We start from the raw sequence: 24840 nt of genomic DNA on the forward strand, positions 1-24840 counted from the left end.
TTTTAAGGGGCTTTTTATTTTACCTTCACAACCTAATTACATTAAATATTTTAAAACACATTTCTAAAATATTTTGCTTACATACACTTACATTGCCATTCGAACTTTATTGATAATATCCGTTCAAACTTAGTGAATTACTAATTTAATATTATCAACATGAGTTAATTATGAAATATATAACCACCGTCACTTTAGCTTGTTTAGCTATTTCAGGCTGCAACTCCAACAACCCCAAAAAAAACACCCCTACGACAACCCCTACGGCTAGTAATACCGAGTTGGCAGATTCAGTCGATGAAAGAATGATTCACGACATTAAAAAATCTATGGTTTATCTCGATGAAAACAAGGTATGGAAAGGGTTTGACTACAAGTCGAAGCCGCACTACATGGTAAGAGTTGATTCAAATGGCAATCCTGAAACTGCATTTATTATAAACCCTCAATCTAAGGTCAGCGGAGCACAAAAATTAGGTTCGAATGAAAGTTTAGGCCTTAATGTTTATAAATATGAAGCTCAAATGCATACCGCTAATGACAAAATAGGAAGCGTTGGCTATTACTTTGATTATGTCATCGATGGGAATAAGTATTATACCCAAACTTATAGCGTTAAAGATACAATAGTCAGTAATTCATTATTTAGTTTTAGTAAGCTCACCGCTCATGAAATATTCCATTCATATCAAGTTGGCAGTTTTAAAAAATTAGACTGGTGCCAGCAATATATGGATTCTGACTTTAATTCAAAATATCCTTTTGAAGAAGAAATACTGGTAAGACAAATCGCTCAGTTGGATCTATTTGAAGGTTTACCTCATAAGGTCACTAAAGCAGAAGCAACTGAAAAATTGAAACGTTATATCGCACTGAAATTTGATGAAATGCGTGTTGATATTACTCCAGAAAAAATGGCAAAAAACATGGGGCTATGCCAAGAAAGAGGAGAAGGCACCGCGCAATATATTGAGACCATGATTAGTAAATATGCATATAAGAATAATGAAGCTAGTTTCGTTTATGGAATTAATGCTCATTCAGACGACTTTGATAATAAAAGTATGCAGATGTTCTTCAAGTGGGGAATATTCTACTCAACAGGTGCATCCGCCACTTGGCTTCTGAGCGAGCTAGGTTATGACATTACACAACTAGAAAGTACAACCCCATACCACGCAGCAAAAACACTCTTAAAAATGTCTGATGATGATATCCAAGCTAAATTATTAGACATTGAAGCAACTATGAACATGGATAGAGCACGAAAATCAGCCAAAAGGTTAGCAAATATGTAACATAATCAATGCACTCTATACAGGGTGCATTTTTCATTACAAATACATATGCATAAGGTTACATTTGAATTTTTGTGATAATTCGTCAAACATCACTAAATCACAAAAATTAATGCAAACGATTAAACCGACATATCATTTGCGTGACTGAAGTCACTTTTAAGTATGTACTCTATACCGTAAGATGCGCCAACTTCTGTTCTTCATCATCTTATTGAGTGTAACACTATGAAAATATTAAAAAGTACTCTTGCCCTAGCTATCTCTGCAACCATGTTAATGGGTTGTAATGACGAGACAACAACAAACAACTACCTACCAGAGGTTCCTGAAGTTCCAGCACCGGCTCCTGTTGATAGTGAAGGTCGTATTGCTGCATTTAACCTTTCTTTTGACCGCTATACTTATGAAGAGCTAGTGGCTGAGATGAAGCTAACAACGGTAGAACAAACTACTCTGGTTGATGGCTGGAAAGCAGGTACTTTGTCTGAAGAAGATACCGCAACAGCACTCAAAGTAATTCAAATTCGTAACGTTGCAGCTATCATTCAAACTGAAAGACCAGCTGTTATCATGATGTCTGAGTTCAACAATGACGGCACTGGCACAAATAATGACGCTTTAATTGCTTTCCGTTTGAACTACCTTGCTGTTCCTCAAAACTCAAACAGCATCGACCAAGATGGTACTGTGCTTGAGCCTATTGCATTCCAGTACTTTGCTAACTTCGCGACTAATACTGGTTTAGTTAGCCCACATGATTTAGATAATAATGGCACTGCTGGTCAATTACCTGGTGATGCTTGGGGCTTTGGTAACTACCATGGTCAATACGCATTTGCATTAATGTCTCAATACGAAATTGATAAAGATAACATGCGTACTTTCCAAGAGTTTAAATGGAAAGATCTTGAAGGTGCGGTAATTCCAACTATTACCAACTGTAATGATTCTTGGAACCCAATCCCAGATGGCATGAGCTGTGGTGACGAGTGGTATACAGCAGCTGAATGGGCTGACATGCGCCTTTCTTCTAAGAACCACGTAGATGCACCAATCCTAATCCCTCAATCGGATGGCAGTACTGAAACTATTCACCTATTAATGTCTCACCCTACTCCACCAATCTTTGATACAGGAAAAAACAAAGCTCAAAATGCTGATGAAGTTAACTTCTGGATTCAATACATCGAAGGCACGACAAGCACTGTATTTACTGATGACAAAGGTACAACTGGTGCTCTAGCAGCAGATGCTAAATTTGTTGTTATGGGTGATCTAAACGCTGATCCACTTAAAGGCGATGGCGACCTAACTGCGATTAATGCACTGATGGATCACGATAAAGTAAACCGCTTAGCTACATTTGGTCCTTTAGCTCCAGCAAGCCTTGGCGCACCTGAGTGTCTAGCACTAGGCGAATGTAAGTCAGCTAACTGGGATACACCAAACCCAGACCAAGTAACAAGCACAAGTGGTTTGCGTCTTGACCATGTAATTCCTTCAGCGAACCTAACAATTACTGAAACAGGTGTTTACTGGCCAGCTACATTCGAATCTGGTCGTCTTCTTATGAATGATGAGCGTGTTGGTAACTACGGTAATGGTAAAGATATTTCTTCAGACCACCGCATGGTTTGGATCAAAGCAGATATCGCTAACTAATTCATAGTTAACGCTATATAGCAGCAATCAAAGCTCAGCCAACGTGCTGGGCTTTTTCATGCCCCAACAGTAATGTTTTTGTAAACACAGTTCTTTGAAGCGAAAATTATTTTGTCCATCATGCTGTTTTAGACAAAAACACTTGGTACAAAAAAGCCCATAATCCGTCAAGACTATGGGCAAATCAGAGAAGAGAAGCTCTGAAAACTTACCAATAAAGCGTTACATTAATGCGCTAACGTCGGGGGACTAATTAAACGCACGAGCCAATGTACCGCTCCCTTGATATTGGTAACTGGTTGCACTGTGACAAACAAAAGCTGATTCACCTGCTTTCAGTTTTACGGGTTTTTCACCGCACATAATTAACACTTCACCTGTCATACAGAATAAGATTTCTGCGCTTCGAACAAACTGTGAACGACTCTCGTTTTCTACGCATTCAAGTACTTCAAAACCAAAATCATCTACTGGGATAGCGTAGCCTAACTTACCGTCCATTTTAGTTGGTGCTAAACGCAAATCTTCATGATTAATAGATTCAAATTGAGTGTTATCAATCAGCTCTACAACATCCATATGCTTAGGTGTTAATCCTGCGCGAAGTACATTGTCTGAATTCGCCATGATCTCTAAGCCAGTGCCTTGCACATACGCATGTGGCGTTTCAGCATGCAGGAACATCGCCTCACCCGGCTCTAATTCAATCACATTAAGGATCAATGGTGAAAACAAACCGATATCATCTGAATATTCATCAACAAAACTCTTAATCAGATCAAAGGCTTCACGTGCTTTTGCTGTGCGTGGACGTTGTTCCATTGCTATTTTCAGTTCGTTCAACGCGGTCGATTTTTTATCACCATTCAGGCTCATTACCACCGTAAAGAACTGCTTCAAACCTTGAGATGTTGGTAAAGCTTTAAGCGCGTGTAAATCATCATTCAACGTTGCAATGTTCGCTTGCTCAAACAAAGAAATAATTTCAGAAACTGGTCGAAAACCATTCATCGCTTTGTAGAAAGTCAGAGCGTAAACCAACTCGGGTTTATGATTATCGTCGCGGTAATTACGGTTCGAAGCCCCTAACTCAATACCTAAGTCATTCTCTTTTGAGAAGCCTAGCTGTGCTTTGTCTCTACGAGGATGAACCTGCACCGACAAGGCTTTATCAGCAGCCAAAACCTTGAACAAGTAAGGTAGATTACCAAAGCGTTGAACCGTGTAATCACCCAAGACAGAAATTGGATCTTTCTTGATCAAATCAGAAAGTAGCTCGCCATTTTCAGCTATCTTTGAACAGCCATTTGGGTGAGCACCCATCCAAATTTCGGCTTGTGGCTCGTTGTTTGGATTTTCGATACCAAACAGATCATTCATCGCCACTTGGCTGCCCCAAACATAGTTTTGAATAACGTTATCAAGCTTGAATAGATTAGTTTGCATAGTGGTTCTCACTGTTTTCTTGTGTTGCTAAATGCTCGGCTTTACTTTGCACGGGCGTTTGAACAGATAAAATTTGTTGACCTAATTGCAGAGTCGCTGCAACGTTTCGAGAGGTACGAATCAGGTTTTGCTCGGCTTCATTAAGCACTTGAGACAAGGGCTGAGGGGAACGTACGGTTCCAAATAAGCTAGACATTGAGCTATAAAGCATTTCAACGTCTTTTCCCAAAGAACCAGCGATACCAATGGTCGGAATGTTCTGCTTAAGAGCTCGCTGTGCTATTCCAAAAGGCGTTTTTCCTTGTAGAGTTTGATTGTCCATCTGCCCTTCTCCAGTCACGACTAGTGAAGCGCCTTCAAGCACCTTATCCGCATCTAAAGCGTCGAGTACCATCTCAATACCCGCTTTAATTTGGATATTGAATGCCAGGCTTAACCCTAGAGGTGTGCCACCAGCAGCACCAAAGCCCGCGCTGTCGCGATGATTAACACCTGTGTGAGCTTGAGCAATATCGGCAAAGTGCCCAATGGCAGCATCAAGTTGTTGAACGTGAGTTTGTGAAGCGCCTTTTTGCGGACCAAACACGGCACTGGCTCCGCTTTCGCCACACAGTGGATTATTCACATCACATGCGACCACGAACATCACTTCTTTGCATCTAGGGTGCAGTCCATCAAGATCGATGCTGGCTAGCTGACTTAATTCGGCGCCGCCACCAGATAACTCATTGCCTTGCTTGTCTAGTAACTTGCCTCCCAAGGCTTGTAAGATGCCAGCACCTGCGTCATTGGTGGCACTACCGCCCAGACCAATGATGATCTGTTCCACACCTTTATCTAGCGCATCTTTGATCAGCACCCCTGTGCCGTAAGACGATGCTGTTAGAGGTGATCTTTCTTCTACGGTTAATCGATCTAAACCCGATGCTTGGGCAAACTCCACCAAGGCAGTGTTTACGCTTTTACCATCAACCTGTTGTTCAAGTGAAGCCCAATAAGCCGTACATTCACGTCCGATTGGATCCGTCGTTTGCAGCCGTTGTTTCTTACCATTAAGTGCTTCTAGCAACACGTCTACCGTGCCTTCACCACCATCAGCGAGAGGCAGTTTTACGAACTCTGCGTAAGGGAAAACATCGGCAAATCCACGCTCAATGCAAGACGCAACTTGATGGGCGTCGAGTGATTCTTTAAATGAATCGGGGGCAATTACAATTTTCATTGTCGTTCACCATTCCCGCCCACCAAGGTGAGCGGGTGATTAAAATTAGAATTTGATTTGGAATGTTTTTGCTTGGCAAGATGCCAATTCACCAAAAGATAAGTCACCAAAAGACAAGTCATTAAAGGTTTCAATTGCTACATCACCTTCACGAACGCGTTCGTCCATGCTTGTTTCTTTCCAACTTGAAACCGCTTGGGTGAAAGAGATTGAATCCGATACTGAACCCGTTTCTGCTGGGTTGTAGACACGCATGATCAACGCATCTTCGTCTTCAGCTTTCTTAAGTACGCTTAGTACCGCACCTGCCTGTTGCTTCGATAGCAAGCTGAAGCTCATTGGTAGGTTTTGCTCACCCACATTCAGCTTCATCGCGTTGTAAGGGATCTTGTTATAGCATTCGACTTGAGTGACATTGTCACGTGCTTGCGCCATGATATTCGCGTCAATGTGGTTACCAGAGAAACCACACAGCGTGAATTCACACACTAACTTGCCGCGCACTTGTGAATCTGGTGTCGGGATCTTAATACCTGAAGGACGACCCGGACGAAGCAATAGCTCTTCTTTACCCAACACGCCGATACCACGGAATAATGTCAGTGCGAAGGTATCTCTATTCTCATCGCCTTGAGATGCAATCACTTCAAATTCACGCAGACCATTCGACATGATCGCCATGCCCGCTTTGCCGTTTTCTAGCGCTGCAAAGTTCATTAACTGATACACAGGAACTGGTGCTTCTTTCCACTTCTCTTCTTCCCAAACCGCCATTGCAGGATCGTTAGTTGGTCGAGTAATACAACCGAATTGGTTATCAGCAACGACAGTTTCAGAAACAAATGGCGTTGGTACTAACACACGTACACGGTGGTCGTCGGCTTGGTTGTCTAGCTCCATGCGGACTTCGATGCGGCGAGAGCCTTGTTTTAGTACCACTTGGCATTGGGCTTCAACAAAACCGTTTTGACCCGTGCGCTCTTCACGCTCTGCAAGGTTTGCAGGCACGTTCATGCGGAAAGCGATGTTCGCTACCGATTGGAAGCCTTGGTGGTCAATCGATGTTTCTACCGGGAATTCATCTGAGTACAGTAGCCACTCTTGACGAGATGGAGAGTAATCGTACTCATCGCCGTCATCAGAACCGTCTTCTAAACGAAGTACTTGGTCGAATACTTGCTCTGTCTCTTTATCGAAAATAGTCAGAGTACCGTTGTCGTTTACATTGATTCGGTAGTATTCATTTTCTAATAGGTAGTCCTTCTGTTCAGCAACTTTTATTGCGCCCTTCTCGTTTCCTTCAATGTGTAACGTGGTGAAGCCCATCGCTGGTACAGTGCGTTTGATTTGAATATCAAACTCCATGAACGGGTCGTAGTTACCGTAGTGAACGATTTGACGGTCTACTTTACCTGGATCAATTTGGCGCTTGTCTTGGATGAAGTACTCAACTGGGTTTTCGTTTTCATCAAAGATTGAGAATTCTTGAGCACGGATAGTAATGGTTGTGTTCACCACTTCTTCACGCTCGTACGGAGAAAGGTTAAACATCGCCAATTTGTCGCAACCTTCGCGATCCGGCATGTGGTCGACAATCTTACGCTTGTAGAAATGAATCAGGTTTGTCGCCATATCGTCCGCAAGGATGTAACGGTTTAGGATTTCAGCGTGAACCTTGTCTGAACAGCAGCAACCAATCGAGTCATGAGCGTGGTTCTTCATGCTCTCTTTCCACATTTTCTCAATCAAACCGTGGTGGTATTCGAAACCTAATGTCCAAGCGATAGACGCTAGAGGCTCTAGGATGTTTACAATCTTATTTTCGATTTCTGCGTGGATTAGTTTGATGTCCATGCGCGTAGACGAAATAGTACGGTGAACACGCATGTATTTACCGTCGTTGAATTCGCCTTTGATTGTGTCGAGTTGGTCGCGTGCTGCTTCTACTTTCTCGAACACTTCTTCAAAGCGACTCATTGAGAATTCGCGATCTGGGTAGATTTCGCGAAGTTTGTCCATCACTTCAAAGATGTCTTTTTGAATCGGCATTTGATCGTGGCCGTTTGGCAATAGGATATCTTTCGTTACCGATGGTTTTTCTAGTACTGGGAAATACTTATCTAAACGAGCACGCAGACCTTCTTCATCTTGCGGAAGGTATTTACCAATCGCGTAACCCAGTGGAAGCACTTGTGCCGTTACTTCACTGCCGTCGTTAGACTGCCATAAGAATTCTGTTTTGTTGGTGCCATGACGCTCTGAACAACCACGCCAGAACATTGCACGCGTGATGTCGAAACCGTTGTAGATCATCGGCAGCTGTGAGCTCATGCTGAATGAATCTGGTAGGTAACCAATCTTCATTGCATCACCAAATTTCATACAGTCACGAATGCCATACATCATGTTACGCACAATCGACTCACCAGAAACTTGCATTGTGTCGGTTTGAGAATACCAAGGGCCAATAATAAGCTTGCCCGCTTCAACCAATGCTTTTACGCGTTCTGTGTTCTCTGGTTTGATCGCAAAGTAGTCTTCTAGAACCGCTGTTTGACCATCTAGAACGTAGTATTTGTATTCTGGATCGCTCTCCAGACGGTTCATGATTTCTTCCATGTTGTTCACAAGAAGAATACGTGACTCTTCTGTTGTGAAATACCATTCACGATCCCAGTGCATGTGTGGAGTAATATGTACGCGTGATGTAGTCATAATCATTTACCTAAATGTGTCGCTTCGAGTAAATCTAAAATTCGAACTCAAATACGACTAAATTAAAGTTTTTCAAGGGGTTAAAATTGGCTGCCGCTAAATTTAGGGTGCAGAAAACCACGCCCAGAATCTGTGTGAATAAAACCGTTAGGAACACAGGTATTTAGGACAGCCAAGTTATTCGTTATTTTTTATATGGTGTTTTAACTGCGAGCTAGAAGTGAGCTCAAAATTCAGTTAGTTCTGTGTTGCAGTACTTGCTTCAAACTTACCCTTTTTTACAGCGTGACCACGCCACATCAGAAGGGTAACAGTTGAAATCACTGTGCCGACAATCGCAGCACCGAACCAAATTGCAGCGGCAGAGAATGCACCTAAACCTGAATCGTGTAACAAGAAGATAGAGAAGATACCCGCGCCCGGAGTCGATAGACCGATACCTGCCGCGCCAACCATTGCACCAGTAACCACAGAACCAAGTAAGAATGAGCCGATTACACGGATTGGATCTTCAATCGCCATTGGGATTGCACCTTCAGTAATACCTGCTAGGCCAAGTAGCCATGTAGATTTACCCGTTTCAATCTCAAAGTCTTTGAATAGACGTGGAGCAATCATGGTTGACGCCGTTACAGTGAACGCCGATACCATTTTTACTGAGCCAAAGATTGCGTATGGTCCATAAACTCCGTTCGCCATTGCACCTAAACAGAATGCGTAAGCGGCTTTGTTTACCGGACCACCTAAGTCGAATGATACAAACAGACCAAGAATCGCACCCAATAACAGCGCATTGGTGCCTGACATACCGTTCAACCAGTCCGTTAGACCTTGGTTTAGGAAGGCTACAGGTTTACCGATAACAAATAGCATCAAGCTACCCGCTACCAAAGTACCAATCACAGGGTAAAGGTAGAAAGTAAGGAATCCGTTAAACGCAGGACCTAAGCGAACATGCTCTTTTACCCAACGCATCACATAACCAGCAATCAAACCACCAACAACACCGCCTAGGAAACCAGAGCCAATGATGTTTGCTGCAATACCTGCGGCAAAGCCAGGACCGAGTGCCGGTTTATCTGCTAAAGAGTAGGCTGTGTAAGCTGCTAGTACTGGTACCATTAATGTACCCAGTAGGCCGCCACCTAGTTTGCGATACATCCATAGCCAAGAATCTTTTGTTGCGTAGAGCTCTTGCAGGTCAAAAATTTGCGCGATAAGAACAGCAACCGCAAGAACTGTACCACCAGCAACGATAAGAGGAACCGCGTAAGAAATACCAGAAAGCAGTGCTTGTTTAAGCTCAGTTTTCAACGGTAGTTTTTTCGGTTTGTCATCGGTAGCCAATTTACGTTCTGCACCGTTGCCTTTTTTCGACTCTTCAATCGCTTCATTAAGAATGCGTTCACCGTGCTTAATCGGCTCTGCAACTGGGGTTTCAACACGAGGTATACCATTAAAGCGTTCAGATTCTTTAATTGCAACTTCAGCTGCGAATACACACGCCACAGCATTATTAAGTTGTTCCGCAGTTAAGCGATCTTCAATACCGTTTGCGCCCTGCTTTTCAACATGAACCTTGTAGCCAAGCTTTTTGCCGGCTTTTTCTAGGTACTCTGCCGCCATATAAGTATGAGCAATGCCTGCGGGGCAAGCAGTGACACATACAATTGTTGGTGAATTTGTATCTAAGTTGTCTTGTTTTTCTTCTTGTTGATTGTCGCCATCAAGAAGCGCAAAAATTTCTTCAGCGGTTGTGGCTTTTAATACCGCTTCGCGAACATCGTCGTCAACCAATGTAGTTGTCAGTGCAGTCAGCAGATGCATGTGGGTAGAACCCGCTTCTGCATTTGGAATCGCAATTAGGAAGATAAGATTGACATCTTCGTCTTCATCTAAGCCTTTCCATTTCATGTCTTCTTTAAGCGTTGCTACAGCGAAGCCCGCTTCTTTAACTGCGTCTGTCTTGCCGTGCGGTACTGCTAGACCTTCACCAAGCGCTGTCGGTCCTTGCTCTTCACGAGCAAATACTGCATCAAGGTACTCTTGCTTGTTATGCAGTTTGCCTTGCTGATCCAGTTGGTCAGCAAGTGCGTAAATCGCTTCTTCTCGACTGCTAAATGTAGTTTGCAGATTCACGAGCGACTTATTCGTTAGAGTAGTAAGTTTCATAACCTTTTGTCCCATAGTCACGGATTAGTGCGGCAGTCGTCCCTGCCGACAACCAAATAATACAACTTAAAGACATTTAATCCGTGATCACGATCTCATCAATACAAATTTGTATCTAATTTGTATTTAATTGATATTAGAAAATCCATTTAGAAAGCTTGTTATGTATCGTTTAATTTGTATTATATGTACTACAAAATACCAATACGATTCTCACACTAACCTGTAGTTCAAGGCTTATATAGCGTAAATTTACGTATTAAAGGTACAGGTTGTTAATCAAAGTCTAGTTGTCCTAGCGCACAAATGAGGCAAAAATGGCAAGACTCCCGATGTATCGCCAAATCGCAGATGCAATAAGAGAAAAGATCAGTTCTGGTGAATATAAAGTTGGAGAGGCACTTCCAACAGAAGCGCAGTTACGTGAAGTATTTTCTGTAAGCCGTGTCACAGTACGACAAGCACTAAAGCTGCTGATCGAAAATGATGAACTTGAAAGTGTTCAAGGAAGCGGCACTTACGTTAAAGAGAACAAGATCAATTACGACATCTATAAGCAGTCTAGCTTTCAAGAAAAGTGGGCGCATTTGGATGTGGTAACACACAGTGAGGTTTTGGCCTTCGAGATGAAACCTTGCTCTTTGGCAATGTCTGAGCATCTAGATATCAAAGAAGGTGAATTAGTTTTTTACGTAAAGCGTGTCCGTTTCATAGATAACAACCCAATAACGGTTGAAGAAACCTGGCTACCTGTTGCACTATTTCCTGATCTCACTTATCAAGTAATGCAAACATCAAAATACGACTTTATTGAAAACACCAAAGGCATGGTGATTGATAGAAGTGAGCAAGAACTCGTTCCTATTCTTCCACCTGAAGATGTGGCTCACCGGTTAGGAATCGACCCTGCTCAACCGATTATTGAAAAACGTACTCGTGGTTACCTAGCCAATAACACGGTATTTGAATACAGCCGTAACTACTTCACGTCAAATGACTATAAATTTACTTTAGTCGCTAAGCGTCAAAGATAGCACTTTTGAGAGATAGTACTTTGAGTGATAGCACTTAGTCACTCGCTCTAAGTTAATAACGATCCGAATCTAGCATCTAGCATCTAGCATCTAGCACTCATATGAATACAGATACCCCAGGATAAATGCTGGTTCTGTATTCACCTTACCCTCTATCAAACGGTTCTTTTAGACTGCGTAAATCCTGTCTATTCCTTCCCATTTTCTGTTTTAAATAGCCTTTCATGGACCCTGTGTTACTTCTCAACTTTTGACCTAAGCTAACTTAATTATTGTGATATGCCTCGTAATAAGCTTAACTAAAATGAGATAGTTAGTACGCTGCTCTGCTGAGTTCAATCAATGTTCAAAAATGATTGTTGTAATTCCATGTTCACTTTTTACATGAATACAAGCTCTTGCTATACCAACGAATAATAATGCAAGGTGTTCTGGTATGAATAGACGTAAGTTCATGTTTGACAACAACACCGATACCCTTTTCGATTTGCATAACCGAAGAAGAGTATTGAAGTTTATTGTGTTAGTTGCACTACTCACTTTTATACCATTAAGCATAAAAAACTTTGTTATTGGTGAAACCTTTCTCGCGATCTTACTACTTTCATTCTTACTCAGCTTACTCATTGAGGTTTATGCGGTTCTTTACCTTCATAAAAGCCTTCTCGGTTATTCTGTCCCACTTGCGCTTATTTCATTTTCAATCATTTTAAGCGTAGATATATTTGGCACTCTAGCGACTTACTGGGTGTTTCCCGTTATCACAGCGGTGGTCTTTATCATCCCTCAGCGCTATGCCATTGTTGTTAATAGCATTATTATCTTCGGCACTACCATAGTGGCCTCTCAACACCAAATTTCATCCATTACTCTTCGATTTTTTCTTGCTCTACTTTGCTGCGCCTTCATTTCTCATTTTGCTATTGCAGCCATTCGTAAGTTACAGCACGAGCTGCGGAACCTTTCAACAAAAGACTCACTAACTGGGGCGTTCAATCGTTATCAGCTTGAGACATTTTTACAAAACGCTGCAGATAGAAAGATGCCCAATCAACAATCACGAGTTCAAAATTCGATTGCGATTCTTGATATAGATTACTTTAAGCAAGTGAATGATTTGTATGGCCATGATGTGGGCGATCAAATCATTAAAGAAGTGGTTAATACCATCATGGCTAATACACGTAAAAACGACACGCTATTTAGACTAGGTGGGGATGAGTTTTTGCTCTTGCTAATTGATACTTCAAAGAATGAAGCTAGTGATATCGTACAGCACTTTTCTAGCCTGATTTCGGAAGGACGAAACTCGGCTCCTTTTAAAATAAACCTAAGTATTGGTATTGCTGAACTTGTTGCCAATGAAGAAATTGATACTTGGATGAAGCGAGCCGATATAGCGCTCTATGTGGCGAAAAATAATGGACGTAACCAAGTCCACATAGACAATACGACTTGTCCATCGGATCAAGCAACTTCTTTAGGTCATTAAACTAATCAAGCACTAAGCTATTTATGCTTTTATGCTTTTATGCTTTTATGCTTTTATGCTTTTATGCTTTTACGATTTAAGCACTAGACCAGTTAATTGTATTTATCTCTATATTTCATGCTGTAGCCTGAACACCTTCTAAAAATCTATACACTTCATTTATCACACCTCCGTAATGCTTAAAAGTGATCCGTTCGATATTCTTAAAATACAAACAATACTCGAATTAGCATCCACATAACACTGAGAACACACGATTTATCACTAGTTTTAACAACAAAATAATTCATTGTTTTAGATCATGCCAACCCCAACTATCCCTCGTGCCACAGGTTACTTTTCTGTACATTCACTGACATATCTTGAAACAGTTTCTTATAAATTTTAAAACTTAGTGGAGATTTCTATGTTAGAACTCTTAATCGGATTGGTTATTACTATTGCGGTAGGTTACTTCATTGTGAAGGGCTATAAAGCTGCTGGTGTATTACTGACTGCTGGTCTTGCGTTACTTCTTATCACAGGCTTAATTGGCCATACAGTTCTTCCAGCCAAAGTCGCATCTACGGGTAACATGGTTACTGACTCTTTAGAGTTCGTAAAATACATGCTTCAGTACCGTGGTGGAGGCTTAGGTATGCAAATCATGCTGTTATGTGGTTTTGCTTCATACATGACTCACATCGGCGCAAATAACGTGGTAGTAAAGCAGTTTTCTAAACCGCTTGCTGCTATCAAATCCCCATATGTACTTCTTGTTGCGGCTTACATCGTAGCGTGTCTAATGTCCCTAGCAGTAAGTTCTGCAACAGGTCTTGGCGTTCTATTAATGGCGACCCTGTTCCCAATGATGACGGCAATGGGTATTTCTCGCCCTGCTGCTGTTGCGGTATGTGCTTCACCTGCGGCTATCATTCTTTCACCAACATCTGGTGACGTGGTTATTGCAGCAGAAAAATCAGGCATGTCTCTTGATGTATTTGCTGTTCAAACGGTATTGCCTGTTTCTATCTGCGCAATCATCGTAATGGCTGGCGCGGCTTTCTTCTGGAACAAATACCTAGATAAGAAAGAAAACACACCAATGGAAAAAGTCGATGTTTCAGAAATCGAAACAACTGCTCCCGCTTTCTACGCAGCACTGCCATTCCTCCCTATCATCGGTGTTTTCTTATTCAACGGTCGCACTATTCCGGGGCTTTCACTTGATATCTACACCATCGTAGTTGGATCTATCTTCGTGGGTGCGGTTATTGACTACGTTGTTAAAAAGTTTGACGGCGAGAAAACGCTAGAAGATTTAGACTCTTGCTATCAAGGCATGGCTGAAGCATTCAAAGGTGTGGTAATGCTATTGGTTGCGGCTGGTGTATTTGCTCAAGGTCTTATGTCTATCGGTGCAATTGATAACCTAATCGGCTTAGCGGAAGCGGCTGGCGCTGGTGGTATCGCACTTATGCTGATTCTAACAGGTCTAACGGTTGCGGCTGCTATCGCGACAGGTTCTGGTAACGCGCCTTTCTATGCATTCGTAGAGTTAGCACCTTCACTGGCTGCAAAAATGGGTCTAAACCCTGCGTTCTTAATTATCCCTATGCTTCAAGCATCTAACTTAGGTCGTACTATTTCACCAGTATCGGGCGTCATTGTAGCGACTTCTGGTATGGGTAAAATCAGCCCGTTTGAAGTCGTAAAACGTACTTCAGTACCTGTTATCTGTGGTTTGATTACTGTTATTTTCGGTACTCTTGTACTGGTTCCAATGTACACGTAAACGATATAGTGGCTAAAGTAGCTAAGCTAGCTAACGAAGCTGACGAAGCTGACACGAACTTAAACTAAAAAGGGACTCATCAAGAGTCCCTTTTTTAGTAATTAGCTAACGATAAGCTTCTACAACTTAAATCGCCCCACAATTTCGATTAATTGGCTATTCACATTATCTATATTGCTTGCTCCATCTAATGCTTGTTTACCATTGCTATCGAGCTCTCCAACAATGTCATTAATCGCTGACATATTCCGGCTTAGCTCTTGAGTCACGCTACTTTGCTCTTCAGCAGCGGTTGCAATTTGTGCACTCAAGTCATTAATTTCAATTACAAACTGAGTCATGGTTTCGAGGCTTTCAACCACCTCTCCTGCACCTTCAGCCGTATGTTCACATCTATCTTTTGTGACATCCATAGACTCAACAACAGACTGGCTGCCTTTCAATAAACTGCCCAAAGCACCTTCAATTTCTTCAGTACTGGTTTTAGTTCGGCTGGCTAGGTTACGAACTTCATCAGCAACGACAGCAAAGCCGCGACCTTGTTCACCAGCCCGCGCCGCTTCAATTGCAGCATTAAGCGCCAATAAGTTCGTCTGTTCAGCAATTGCTCCGATCACGCCGAGGATCGTATTAATACCATCCGTTTCACTACTCATTTTCTGTACATTTTCAGCGGCAACTTCAACATCTGACACCAATTCAGAAACATTCGACTGTGCTTGCGTTGCCGTTTGCTTTGAACTGTTACCTGCTTCATTCGCCTTATTGGTTAATTGTGCAGTATTAGCCGCATCAACAGCCATGGATTCAGCCGTCGCATTCATTTCTTCTATTGCTGTAACCACTTGCTCAGTTTCTGAAACATGATTTTGGAGGATAATTGAATTGCGCTGCGATTGGTCTTTCAACTTATCAACATTTTCGTTTAAGTCACCTGTAACACCTTTAATTTCCAACATCATCTGTTGTAGGCTTTCAATGAACTTATTCACGCCGCTGGCAATTTCGCCCAAGTCATCTTTGGTATTCACTTCAAGGCGTTGCGTTAAATCTCCATTACCTTGCGACAAGCCATCGATGGTGGTTCTTAAGGCTAAAATTGGACGATACAATATTTGTAATACGAAAAAGGCAACAACAACACTAATCAAAGTCGCCACAACTGCACTAATAATGGCAGAGTATTTAGCTTCAGCTAAGCTGGCGTAAGCGACATCATTATCTACGCCTATTGCAAAGTACCAATTCTTACCTGCTATCTTGATTTGATGTGAAAACAAAAGCTTGTCACTGCCTTCATGGTCGTAGTGTTTAACACTGCTCACGTTAGACACTGCATCATTTGCTACATCTCGAAACCATGGATAATTAGAGGCCTTCTCACTTGCTTTAAGTAGCTTTGTTGAAGAAGCGAGAATGGTTGTATCTTGATTCATTATGACAGCGACAGCGCCAGGAATTTCAGTAGCGTTTTTTACTAGTTCATTCAAAAAACCAAGCTGCATATCCACTGATATCATCCCGTTTTTGATTTTCTCAACGATACTGATCCAATAGATGTCAGATCCAGCCCCTAAATATGGGTCGGTCATTGCTGCACCTTGGCTATTTCTCGCAAGCTGGTACCATGACCTTTCTGTAATATCACCATCAAGCTTATGATCTGGCCAACTCTTTGCAGTTTGGTTCCAATAGCCATCGCCATTTTCAAAACCAATAACAGAACTATTTAAATTCATCGCTCCTGCCATAATCTTGGTCAGTTCAATTAATTCTTCTGCTGTTCCTGTTACTTCCTCCGCCTGGAATTTTGCAGCGAGTTTACTTAACCCAGAAACTTTCTCGCCTAATTGATTTTCAATCAGCTGAGCTTGCTTCGTCACATAGTCTTCATTAGTCGAGGTAATTATTTCAACTAAGGTTTCTTCCTGCTTTATGTAGGAAACATAACTTGAAACCGAAACTGATATCGCTACCAATGCAATGATTGAAATAAGGAGTAAATTTTTAAATCCAAACTGTTTCATAATCGTGTCTACCTATTATTATTCTTGATGGTTCTAATACCGCTGTATTCATCAGCATTAGACCAAGCTGTCCTTGCTATCCACACTGCTTTAATCGAAACATTAGCTTTTGTACGTACCCTATAATTCACACTTAATTACTGTTATTTACCAATATAAAAATAAAAACCATTGATACTATGAATAAAAGATTAACTTAAAGGTCTCAGGTGATTATGACACTTTTGTTAATTCTTAATTCTAGTTACCAGAAGCGTGACTTAGTGAGTGTTTTATAAATAATAATAGACGTAACTTTCCGAATATGTGACTTTGATTTGCAATAAATGAAGAGCAAGAAGAAGTATTGAGGATTTAAGATATTTATTTAGAGAGTGAATAAACGTTCATTAGCCAGTAGGCGTTAGCATGAAGCTTAGTTTTAAGACGGGGTTGTTGTTGTGAGGATAAACGATAAGGGAAGAACCTGAAGGCGCAAGAGAAAAGCAGAGCACAGATCTAGTGACAAGGTTTGTGCGAAAGTAACAAGTCATAACAACCATTCTGAACAATCGTATTCAAACCTTTATCAAAAATATCACACAGCTCTTTGCCTCTCTCTGTTTTTGGGAAAAACATATACATAGGTTTACTGATAAGAGGTTTGTCACTCACGCGAATTGTGTTCGAATCATCCTGCGCTATTTCTTTAATCATGGATAACCCAACTTGCCGCTCTATAGGTAGAGCATCGATTCGGTGTCGATACAATTTATAGATATTTTCCTCCATGCTGGTCGCGCTAACAATGTCGATGCCATGTTTGACAAGTAGCTCTGTTGAGGCATAACCGAGTACACCACCAACTTCATACTTTGAGAGATCCGCTATGTGATCCCATTTAAAATCAACTTTCTCATGATAAAACATGACTGTTTCTACATGGATAAGTGGCGTAGATGAAATTGTGAATAACTTTTCTCTTTCAGCACTCGGATACCAAGGAAAAGTAGCGTCGTATTTTGAGTGCTCTACCAGCTTTGCGCTACGCATCCACGGAAAGTAATCAATCTGTATGCTATACCCTTGTGTCTTGAATGCGTGGTCAATAACGTTTTCAAGAATGCCGCCTGATTTTTTACTGGAGGTATAAGGGAACCAATCTCCTGACGCGAGTCGAATAACCTTACTAGCATGAAATGTTACTTCTGGAGTAATAGAGGTGGGTGCATTTGCATCTGACGAAAGCACGTTTGTGCTTGTCAGTAAACTGAGTGACAAAATCAAAAAGAAACGGGTATTGTCCATCATAGTATTAATTTATTACTTACCTTGGTTTTTACAAAGTCTGTCAGGTAAGCATGACACATGGATTGCTATAAAACGATTTAAAATGTTAAAGATTCAATGATAATGAGAAATAAATTCACACACTTATTAAGTGGTTAAATGCAAAAATGCCGTGTTATGACTAAATAACACGGCATTAAAATTACTTTCATAATAAAGAGCGCAAGAGAATATTACGACTTCATTTCACCATAACGTTCAAGATACAAAACGGTTGCTGCTGTACGTGACGGAACTTGTAATTTTTTCAATAGGCTCTTCATATGAACCTTTACTGTCGACTCAGAAATGAACAAATGGTCAGCAATTTGCTTATTCCTGTAACCCTTTGCCACTTCTTGAAGAATTTGCATTTCACGCTCGGTCAGTTGACCAAAAATATCTTCACGGCTACCCGCATTTTCAAGATAATTTGACACAACACTACTGTAAGCTTTATCACCACTATGGGCTTTCTTTAAAAGCTCAATCAATTCATCTGGTTCAGTATCTTTCAATAGATAGCCATCAGCACCGGCTTTTACAATAGCTTCAATATCAGCAGGGCTATCTGACACCGTTAAAATAACAATATTGGCTTGTGAACCATCGGTACGTAAAGCTTTCAACGTATCAAGACCAGACATTCCTTTCATGTTCAGATCAAGCAGGATCAAATCAGGATCTTCTTCGTGGGCAATCGCGACGGCTTCAGTACCATTGCTGGCTTCAGCAATCACATCAAACTCATTTTCAAAACTCAATAATTGGCTAATGCCTCGGCGCATTAATGGGTGATCGTCCACCAGCATTACTTTACAAATCGTCAACTTTAGACTTCCTTAAAACTTTTATATTCTAGAATTACCTTACAGCCCTTACCTTTGGCTGCGTCGATAGTTAGGTCACCATTAAGCCTTGCCGCGCGTTCTTGCATAATGCTTACCCCGTAATGATTCAATTTAGAATCATTTGGGTCAAAGCCATCTCCGTTATCTTGTACAACGACTAGCACCTTGCCTTCTTCATCTAGACAACACACTTCAATCACATCTGCATTAGCGTGTTTGATAGCGTTAATTGTTGCTTCACGAATTAATTGAAGTAAATGAACCTGTCTGTGTGCATCTAATTCAATCGAGGACAAATTATTGGTTAGTTTGATCTTAGCATCTGTACGTTCGCTTAATTGCTCAAGCATATCACTGAGCGCTTCACCAAAACTGCCTTCTTTGATAGAAAGTCTAAAAGTGGTGAGTAGCTCTCTTAATTGGGTATAAGCCCCAGCTAAACCATCGCCAATCTCTAATGCTATTTGCTCGGATTGATCGCGATGTTTGTGTTCAGGTAACTTTGCAATGACCCTTTTCAATAGAGTCACTTGGATCTTTAGATAAGATAAAGACTGTGCCAGTGAATCATGCAGCTCACGAGCAATCGTCGCCCTTTCTTCCATAAGCAGCAGTTGTTCTGCCTTTTTTTGTGCATGATTATAAAATATGGCTCGCGACAACAATTGTATAAAGCTTTCTATTAACGCTTTATCTGAATAGCCGGTGCGATATGAACAATATAAGTAGCCTAGGGTTAGATCATGATCATCCAACTTAAGCTCTAATTTTTCATCATATTCAATAACATCATAGCCCTCATCTAAAATTAAAGCACGCCCTGCCGTATCTTCAATTTCTAAACGCAAAGACTCGATTCCATCCAAGCTATTTAAGTTTTGTAAGATAGCTCTGAAATTTTCCGGTGCAATACGTGCCACCGTTAATTCTTGTGAAGAGTCATACAATACTTGTAAGGATTGATTGGCATTTTGAAGTTCGCACGTCTTTTCATTAACGGCTTCTTCTAGGTTTCGATACAGAGCACCAAGGTCTTTCGCCATTGAATTAAATGTTTTCGCTAAAACCCCGAGTTCATTGTCATTTTGAACAGGAACTTGAACTGAGAAATCTTGATTCTTTATCTGCTGACTGGCTCTGACCAAGCCGTGCAATGGTTTAACAACCTGTTTACGTACAAAATGAACAACAAATAAAGAAATAATTAAAACACCGCCTAAGCCAATTCCCCCAACCCAAGCGAGTTTAATCAACTTATTCTCAGAAAACTCTTGAAGCTTAAAAACAAAGCCATCTATTTCAGAAACAAAATTGGCCACAATTGCTAGGTAATATTCTGGGTGTTCACTACGTAAAACTGTTTTTAGCTCATGCCAACGGCCGATAATTCGGTAGTAATCTTGCGTAATGTCTTCAGGGACATTCCAGTTACGCAACTTTTTCATTGAATCTGAATATAGTGAATACTCAAACTCACGAATGTGCATACTGTAATCCATTGATTCAACTTGAATATCATGCGCAAGTCGATAGCTCTGCATTCGCATTGAGCCGGCAATATTCACGGCTTCAGCATCATTCAAGCTGGATGCCAAAGTATAGATAGCAAAACCAGTCGTCGTAACTGAAAGCAATAAAATCAAGAGTAATGATTTAGCAATGGTACTTGTGACAGATTTAACGGGTTTTATTAACAAGAATCTATTCCTGGTTACGGCGATTGACTAATTTATCGATATTGTCACACATCGAAATTCATAGCTCCATTCAATATGTGATCGCTGGTTCTGTAATTTATTGATCTAAGACAAGATACGCCCCTATTTAGCCCTTAAGGGGTATTTATACAAATATTTCTAAAACTAAACTCTTTGTGAGAATAAATGACAAGATATTAATGGAACAATGACCTACAATTACAACATCTTATTAACATTTATGGGTATGTAGTGGTAGACATCTCAAAGCGACGTCTATTTTCTAGGCGCAAAGTCGATTCCAGTCAAATTCGTTTGCCGTGGATTAGCAACCTAGATTCTTTCGCAGATGATTGCACTCGCTGCGGTAAATGCATACAGGTTTGTGAAACTAAGATAATTGTTGTAGGCGACGGTGGTTTTCCTACCGTCGATTTTCAAAAAGATGAATGCACTTTTTGTTATCAATGTGCAGATGTTTGCCCTGAGCCTATTTTCAAAGCTGAACATGAAACGCCTTGGCCCGCTAAGGCAGCAATAAGTGATAAATGTTTAGCATACCAAAACGTTGAATGCCGAAGCTGTGGGGATATGTGTGAGCCCATGGCGATTCAATTTAAACTAAGAGCCGGTGGTGTGGCTCTACCGAAAATCGAGTTAGATGAGTGTAGCGGTTGTGGTGCCTGCGTAGCAGTTTGTCCGACTTCAGCTATTCTTGTGAGCAATATATAAATATAAAAACGAGAGTAATTTATGGCACTAAATGAAGTGCATATATCAAGTTTAGTCGTTCATGTGAGCCCTGAGCATTTAGCGGAAACGAAAGCAGAAATCGAAAAATACGATAACGCTGAAATTTACGGTGATAGCCCTGAAGGCAAAATCATAGTGGTGTTAGAAACTGAAAACCAAGGTTTCGTCACTGACACTATCGACGCTATTAACAATTTACCGAACGTTTTAGGTACAGCTTTGGTTTATCACCAAATTGAAACTGACTTAGACGAATTAGATTCAGACACTGGAAGTAACAATTCTCAACTTGAGGGTGAAGTATGAAAATGACAAGACGTGCGTTTGTGAAAGCAAACGCAGCTGCATCTGCGGCAGCCGTTGCAGGTGTAACACTACCGGCAACCGCAACCAACCTGATTGCAAGCTCAGATCAAACGAAAATCACGTGGGACAAAGCGCCTTGTCGTTTTTGTGGTACTGGCTGTTCAGTATTAGTTGGTACTCAAAACGGTAAAGTAGTAGCAACTCAGGGTGATCCTGAAGCACCAGTAAACAAAGGCCTTAACTGTATTAAAGGTTACTTCCTTTCTAAAATCATGTACGGCAAAGACCGTCTTGAACAGCCTCTTCTTCGTATGAAAGATGGTAAATTCCATAAAGATGGTGATTTTGCACCTGTCTCTTGGGATATGGCTTTCGACGTGATGGCTGAAAAATGGAAAGCGGCTCTTAAGAAGAACGGACCAACAGGTGTTGGTATGTTCGGTTCAGGTCAGTGGACTGTAATGGAAGGCTACGCTGCCGTTAAGTTGATGAAAGCAGGTTTCCGTTCAAACAACATCGATCCAAACGCTCGTCACTGTATGGCTTCAGCTGTTGGTGCTTTCATGCGTACTTTCGGTATTGATGAGCCAATGGGTTGTTACGATGACTTTGAACATGCAGACTCATTTGTTCTGTGGGGTTCAAACATGGCAGAAATGCACCCTGTTCTTTGGACTCGTATTACTGACCGCCGTCTAAGCCACCCACATGTTAAAGTAAACGTACTGTCTACTTACTACCACCGTTCTTTTGAGCTTGCAGACACTGGTTACATTTTCGAACCTCAATCTGATTTGGCAATTGCTAACTTCATCGCTAACTACATCATCCAAAACGATGCAGTTAACTGGGATTTCGTAAACAAGCACACGAACTTCAAGCAAGCAACAACGGACATTGGCTACGGTCTTCGTGATGATGATCCGCTTCAACAAGCCGCTGCTAATCCTAACTCAGGCAAAATGACTTCTATCTCATTCGAAGAGTACAAAGAGTCAGTATCTGAATACACCGTTGAAAAAGCATCTGAGATGTCTGGTGTATCTGAAGACAAGCTAATTGAGCTAGCGAAACAATACGCCGATCCAAACACCAAAGTCATGTCACTTTGGACTATGGGTATGAACCAACATACTCGTGGCGTTTGGATGAACAGCCTTGTTTACAACATTCACCTTCTTACCGGTAAAATTTCTACTCCAGGCAACAGCCCATTCTCACTAACGGGTCAACCGTCGGCTTGTGGTACTGCTCGTGAAGTAGGAACGTTCTCACACCGTCTACCTGCAGACATGGTGGTAGCAAACCCTAAACACCGTAAGATTTCAGAAAAAATCTGGAAACTTCCTGAAGGCACTCTAAACGGTAAGCCTGGTGCTCACGCCGTTGTTCAAGACCGTATGCTTAAAGACGGTAAGATCAATGCTTACTGGGTAATGTGTAATAACAACATGCAAGCAGGTCCAAACATCAACTCTGAACGTCTACCAGGTTACCGTAACCCAGATAACTTCATTGTTGTTTCAGACCCATACCCTACTGCAACGGCTCAAGCGGCTGACCTTATCCTTCCAACAGCAATGTGGATTGAAAAAGAAGGCGCTTACGGTAACGCTGAACGTCGTACACAAGCATGGTACCAACAAGTTAAAACCGTTGGTGATGCTAAGTCTGACTTATGGCAAATCATGGAGTTCGCTAAACGCTTTACTATTGAAGAAGTTTGGGGCGAAGAACTTCTAGCTAAAGCACCTGAGTACCGTGGTAAAACAATGTATGACGTGCTTTACAAAAATGGCAATGTTGACGCATTCCCACTGTCTGAAGCTCAAGAGCTTAATGATGATGCACAAGCGCAAGGTTTCTACGTGCAGAAAGGTCTTTTCGAAGAGTACGCAGCCTTTGGTCGTGACCACGGACATGATTTAGCACCTTACGACACTTACCATAAAGTACGCGGTCTACGTTGGCCTGTGGTTGATGGTAAAGAAACACTGTGGCGCTTTAAAGAAGGTTCAGATCCATACGCTAAGAAAGGTTCTGGTTGGGACTTCTACGGTAAGCCAGATGGTAAAGCTCTTATCATCAACGCACCTTACGAAGCGCCACCTGAAGTACCAAATGACGAATATGACATGTGGCTATGTACTGGTCGTGTCCTAGAGCACTGGCATACAGGTACAATGACTCGCCGTGTTCCAGAACTTTACAAAGCGGTACCAGATGCACTTTGTTACATCCACCCAGCTGACGCTAAAGCTCGCGGTTTGCGTCGTGGTGATGAAGTTCTGATTGAAAACAAACGTGGTGAGGTTCGAGTTCGTGTTGAAACTCGCGGTCGTAACCGTCCACCACAAGGCTTGGTATTCGTACCATTCTTTGATGCAAGAATTCTGATCAACAAGTTGATCTTGGATGCAACGGATCCTCTGTCTAAACAGACGGATTACAAGAAGTGTCCAGTTAAGATCACTAAAGTTTCATAAGCCATTAAGCTTTGAAACTTAATCAATCGATCTAACGTATTTAATATTGTGACTACTTTTTTCTGGTGTATCGAACGAAGTAGTCCTCTCAAAGAATTGCCTTTGGCGGAGAAATTAACATGAAAAAACTGATTACTGCCCTACTAACAGCTGGCGTTTTGCTAGCAGGCGCAGCTCAAGCTGAACTGGAAAATCCAGGCGGTATTGGCGGCGTTGAGTCCCTACGTGGTGTGAGTGAGCTAGAAACTACTCGCCCAGCAGATGATTTCAAAAAGTTCCCAAGAGACCAAGTTCTAGAAAGTGACTATGTTTACCAGCCACCTCTAGTGCCTCATACCATTCGTAGCTACGAAGTATCTCTAAACGCAAACAAATGTCTGGCTTGTCATAGCTGGAAAAATGCTAAAGAGATGGGTGCAACCAAAATTAGTGTTACTCACTACGTTAACCGTGAAGATGCGGTATTAGCAGACGTTTCACCACGTCGTTACTTCTGTCTACAGTGTCACGTTCCTCAAGCTGAAGCTAAACCTCTAGTTGAGAACGAGTTCAAACCTGTTGACTCATTGCGCTAATCGTAGCCGAATTGTAAGA

Annotated in this window: 16 protein-coding genes and 1 pseudogene; 9 read left to right on the forward strand and 8 right to left on the reverse strand. The window is 41.5% G+C overall.

Annotation, left to right across the window (positions count from 1 at the left end):
• The first annotated feature begins 170 nt into the window (after positions 1–170).
• Positions 171–1298 carry a hypothetical protein gene (locus tag F0226_RS12450; protein WP_171735945.1) on the forward strand — a complete coding sequence of 376 codons (1128 nt, stop codon included), beginning with the start codon at positions 171–173 and terminating at the stop codon, positions 1296–1298.
• 228 nt (positions 1299–1526) lie between these two features.
• A complete protein-coding gene (locus F0226_RS12455; RefSeq protein WP_171735946.1) occupies positions 1527–2963 on the forward strand; it encodes an endonuclease/exonuclease/phosphatase family protein in 1437 nt (478 codons plus the stop codon).
• A 249-nt stretch (positions 2964–3212) separates the two neighbouring features.
• Here the strand turns inward: F0226_RS12455 and manA are convergent, their stop codons facing one another.
• The 4 genes from manA to mngA all read right to left on the reverse strand — a co-directional run bounded on the left by manA (position 3213) and on the right by mngA (position 10518).
• Positions 3213–4409 carry a mannose-6-phosphate isomerase, class I gene (manA, locus tag F0226_RS12460; protein WP_171735947.1) on the reverse strand — a complete coding sequence of 399 codons (1197 nt, stop codon included), beginning with the start codon at positions 4407–4409 and terminating at the stop codon, positions 3213–3215.
• Complete coding sequence (locus F0226_RS12465) at positions 4399–5631, reverse strand: glycerate kinase (RefSeq protein ID WP_171735948.1); 1233 nt, start codon at positions 5629–5631, stop codon at positions 4399–4401. Before F0226_RS12465 ends, manA begins: the two co-directional genes overlap by 11 nt.
• 45 nt (positions 5632–5676) lie before the next feature.
• Positions 5677–8346, reverse strand: a complete 2670-nt coding sequence (gene mngB / locus F0226_RS12470) for a mannosylglycerate hydrolase (protein WP_171735949.1) — start codon at positions 8344–8346, stop codon at positions 5677–5679.
• A 237-nt stretch (positions 8347–8583) separates the two neighbouring features.
• The gene (mngA, locus tag F0226_RS12475) at positions 8584–10518 is read right to left on the reverse strand and encodes a PTS 2-O-a-mannosyl-D-glycerate transporter subunit IIABC (RefSeq protein WP_171735950.1); all 1935 of its coding nucleotides are present in this window, start codon (positions 10516–10518) and stop codon (positions 8584–8586) included.
• 317 nt (positions 10519–10835) lie between these two features.
• Here mngA and F0226_RS12480 point away from each other — a divergent pair, with 317 nt between their 5' ends.
• The 3 genes from F0226_RS12480 to dcuC all read left to right on the forward strand — a co-directional run bounded on the left by F0226_RS12480 (position 10836) and on the right by dcuC (position 14818).
• Positions 10836–11552 (forward strand): GntR family transcriptional regulator, encoded by a 717-nt coding sequence (locus F0226_RS12480; RefSeq protein WP_171735951.1) that lies wholly within the window; start codon positions 10836–10838, stop codon positions 11550–11552.
• 436 nt (positions 11553–11988) lie between these two features.
• Positions 11989–13044, forward strand: coding sequence for a GGDEF domain-containing protein (locus F0226_RS12485; protein WP_171735952.1), 1056 nt, complete (start codon positions 11989–11991; stop codon positions 13042–13044).
• Positions 13045–13450: 406 nt separating this feature from the next.
• On the forward strand, positions 13451–14818 hold the full coding sequence (dcuC, locus tag F0226_RS12490; RefSeq protein ID WP_171735953.1) for an anaerobic C4-dicarboxylate transporter DcuC: 1368 nt from the start codon (positions 13451–13453) through the stop codon (positions 14816–14818).
• A gap of 119 nt (positions 14819–14937) precedes the next feature.
• Here dcuC and F0226_RS12495 read toward each other — a convergent pair whose 3' ends face one another.
• The 4 genes and pseudogenes from F0226_RS12495 to narQ all read right to left on the reverse strand — a co-directional run bounded on the left by F0226_RS12495 (position 14938) and on the right by narQ (position 20701).
• On the reverse strand, positions 14938–16845 hold the full coding sequence (locus F0226_RS12495) for a methyl-accepting chemotaxis protein (protein ID WP_171735954.1): 1908 nt from the start codon (positions 16843–16845) through the stop codon (positions 14938–14940).
• A 498-nt stretch (positions 16846–17343) separates the two neighbouring features.
• Positions 17344–18135, reverse strand: a complete 792-nt coding sequence (locus F0226_RS12500) for a transporter substrate-binding domain-containing protein (RefSeq protein WP_171735955.1) — start codon at positions 18133–18135, stop codon at positions 17344–17346.
• Between the two features lie 212 nt (positions 18136–18347).
• On the reverse strand, positions 18348–18983 hold the full coding sequence (locus F0226_RS12505; RefSeq protein WP_171735956.1) for a response regulator: 636 nt from the start codon (positions 18981–18983) through the stop codon (positions 18348–18350).
• Positions 18970–20701, reverse strand: a pseudogene (gene narQ / locus F0226_RS12510) (nitrate/nitrite two-component system sensor histidine kinase NarQ). Before narQ ends, F0226_RS12505 begins: the two are co-directional and overlap by 14 nt.
• Positions 20702–20953: 252 nt before the next feature.
• Here narQ and napF point away from each other — a divergent pair.
• The 4 genes from napF to F0226_RS12530 all read left to right on the forward strand — a co-directional run bounded on the left by napF (position 20954) and on the right by F0226_RS12530 (position 24821).
• Entirely contained in the window at positions 20954–21433 is a 480-nt protein-coding gene (gene napF / locus F0226_RS12515; protein ID WP_171735958.1) for a ferredoxin-type protein NapF, read from the forward strand.
• A gap of 21 nt (positions 21434–21454) precedes the next feature.
• Positions 21455–21760: a chaperone NapD gene (locus tag F0226_RS12520; protein WP_137375255.1), complete on the forward strand. Its 306-nt coding sequence runs from the start codon at positions 21455–21457 to the stop codon at positions 21758–21760.
• Entirely contained in the window at positions 21757–24246 is a 2490-nt protein-coding gene (gene napA / locus F0226_RS12525) for a periplasmic nitrate reductase subunit alpha (RefSeq protein ID WP_171735959.1), read from the forward strand. The genes F0226_RS12520 and napA overlap by 4 nt, the downstream gene beginning before the upstream one ends.
• Before the next feature lie 119 nt (positions 24247–24365).
• Positions 24366–24821 carry a nitrate reductase cytochrome c-type subunit gene (locus F0226_RS12530; protein WP_171735960.1) on the forward strand — a complete coding sequence of 152 codons (456 nt, stop codon included), beginning with the start codon at positions 24366–24368 and terminating at the stop codon, positions 24819–24821.
• Positions 24822–24840: the final 19 nt, after the last annotated feature.

Origin of the sequence: Vibrio sp. 99-70-13A1 (genome assembly GCF_013114625.1) — a bacterium.
In the GTDB taxonomy this organism is placed as follows: Bacteria; Pseudomonadota; Gammaproteobacteria; order Enterobacterales; family Vibrionaceae; genus Vibrio.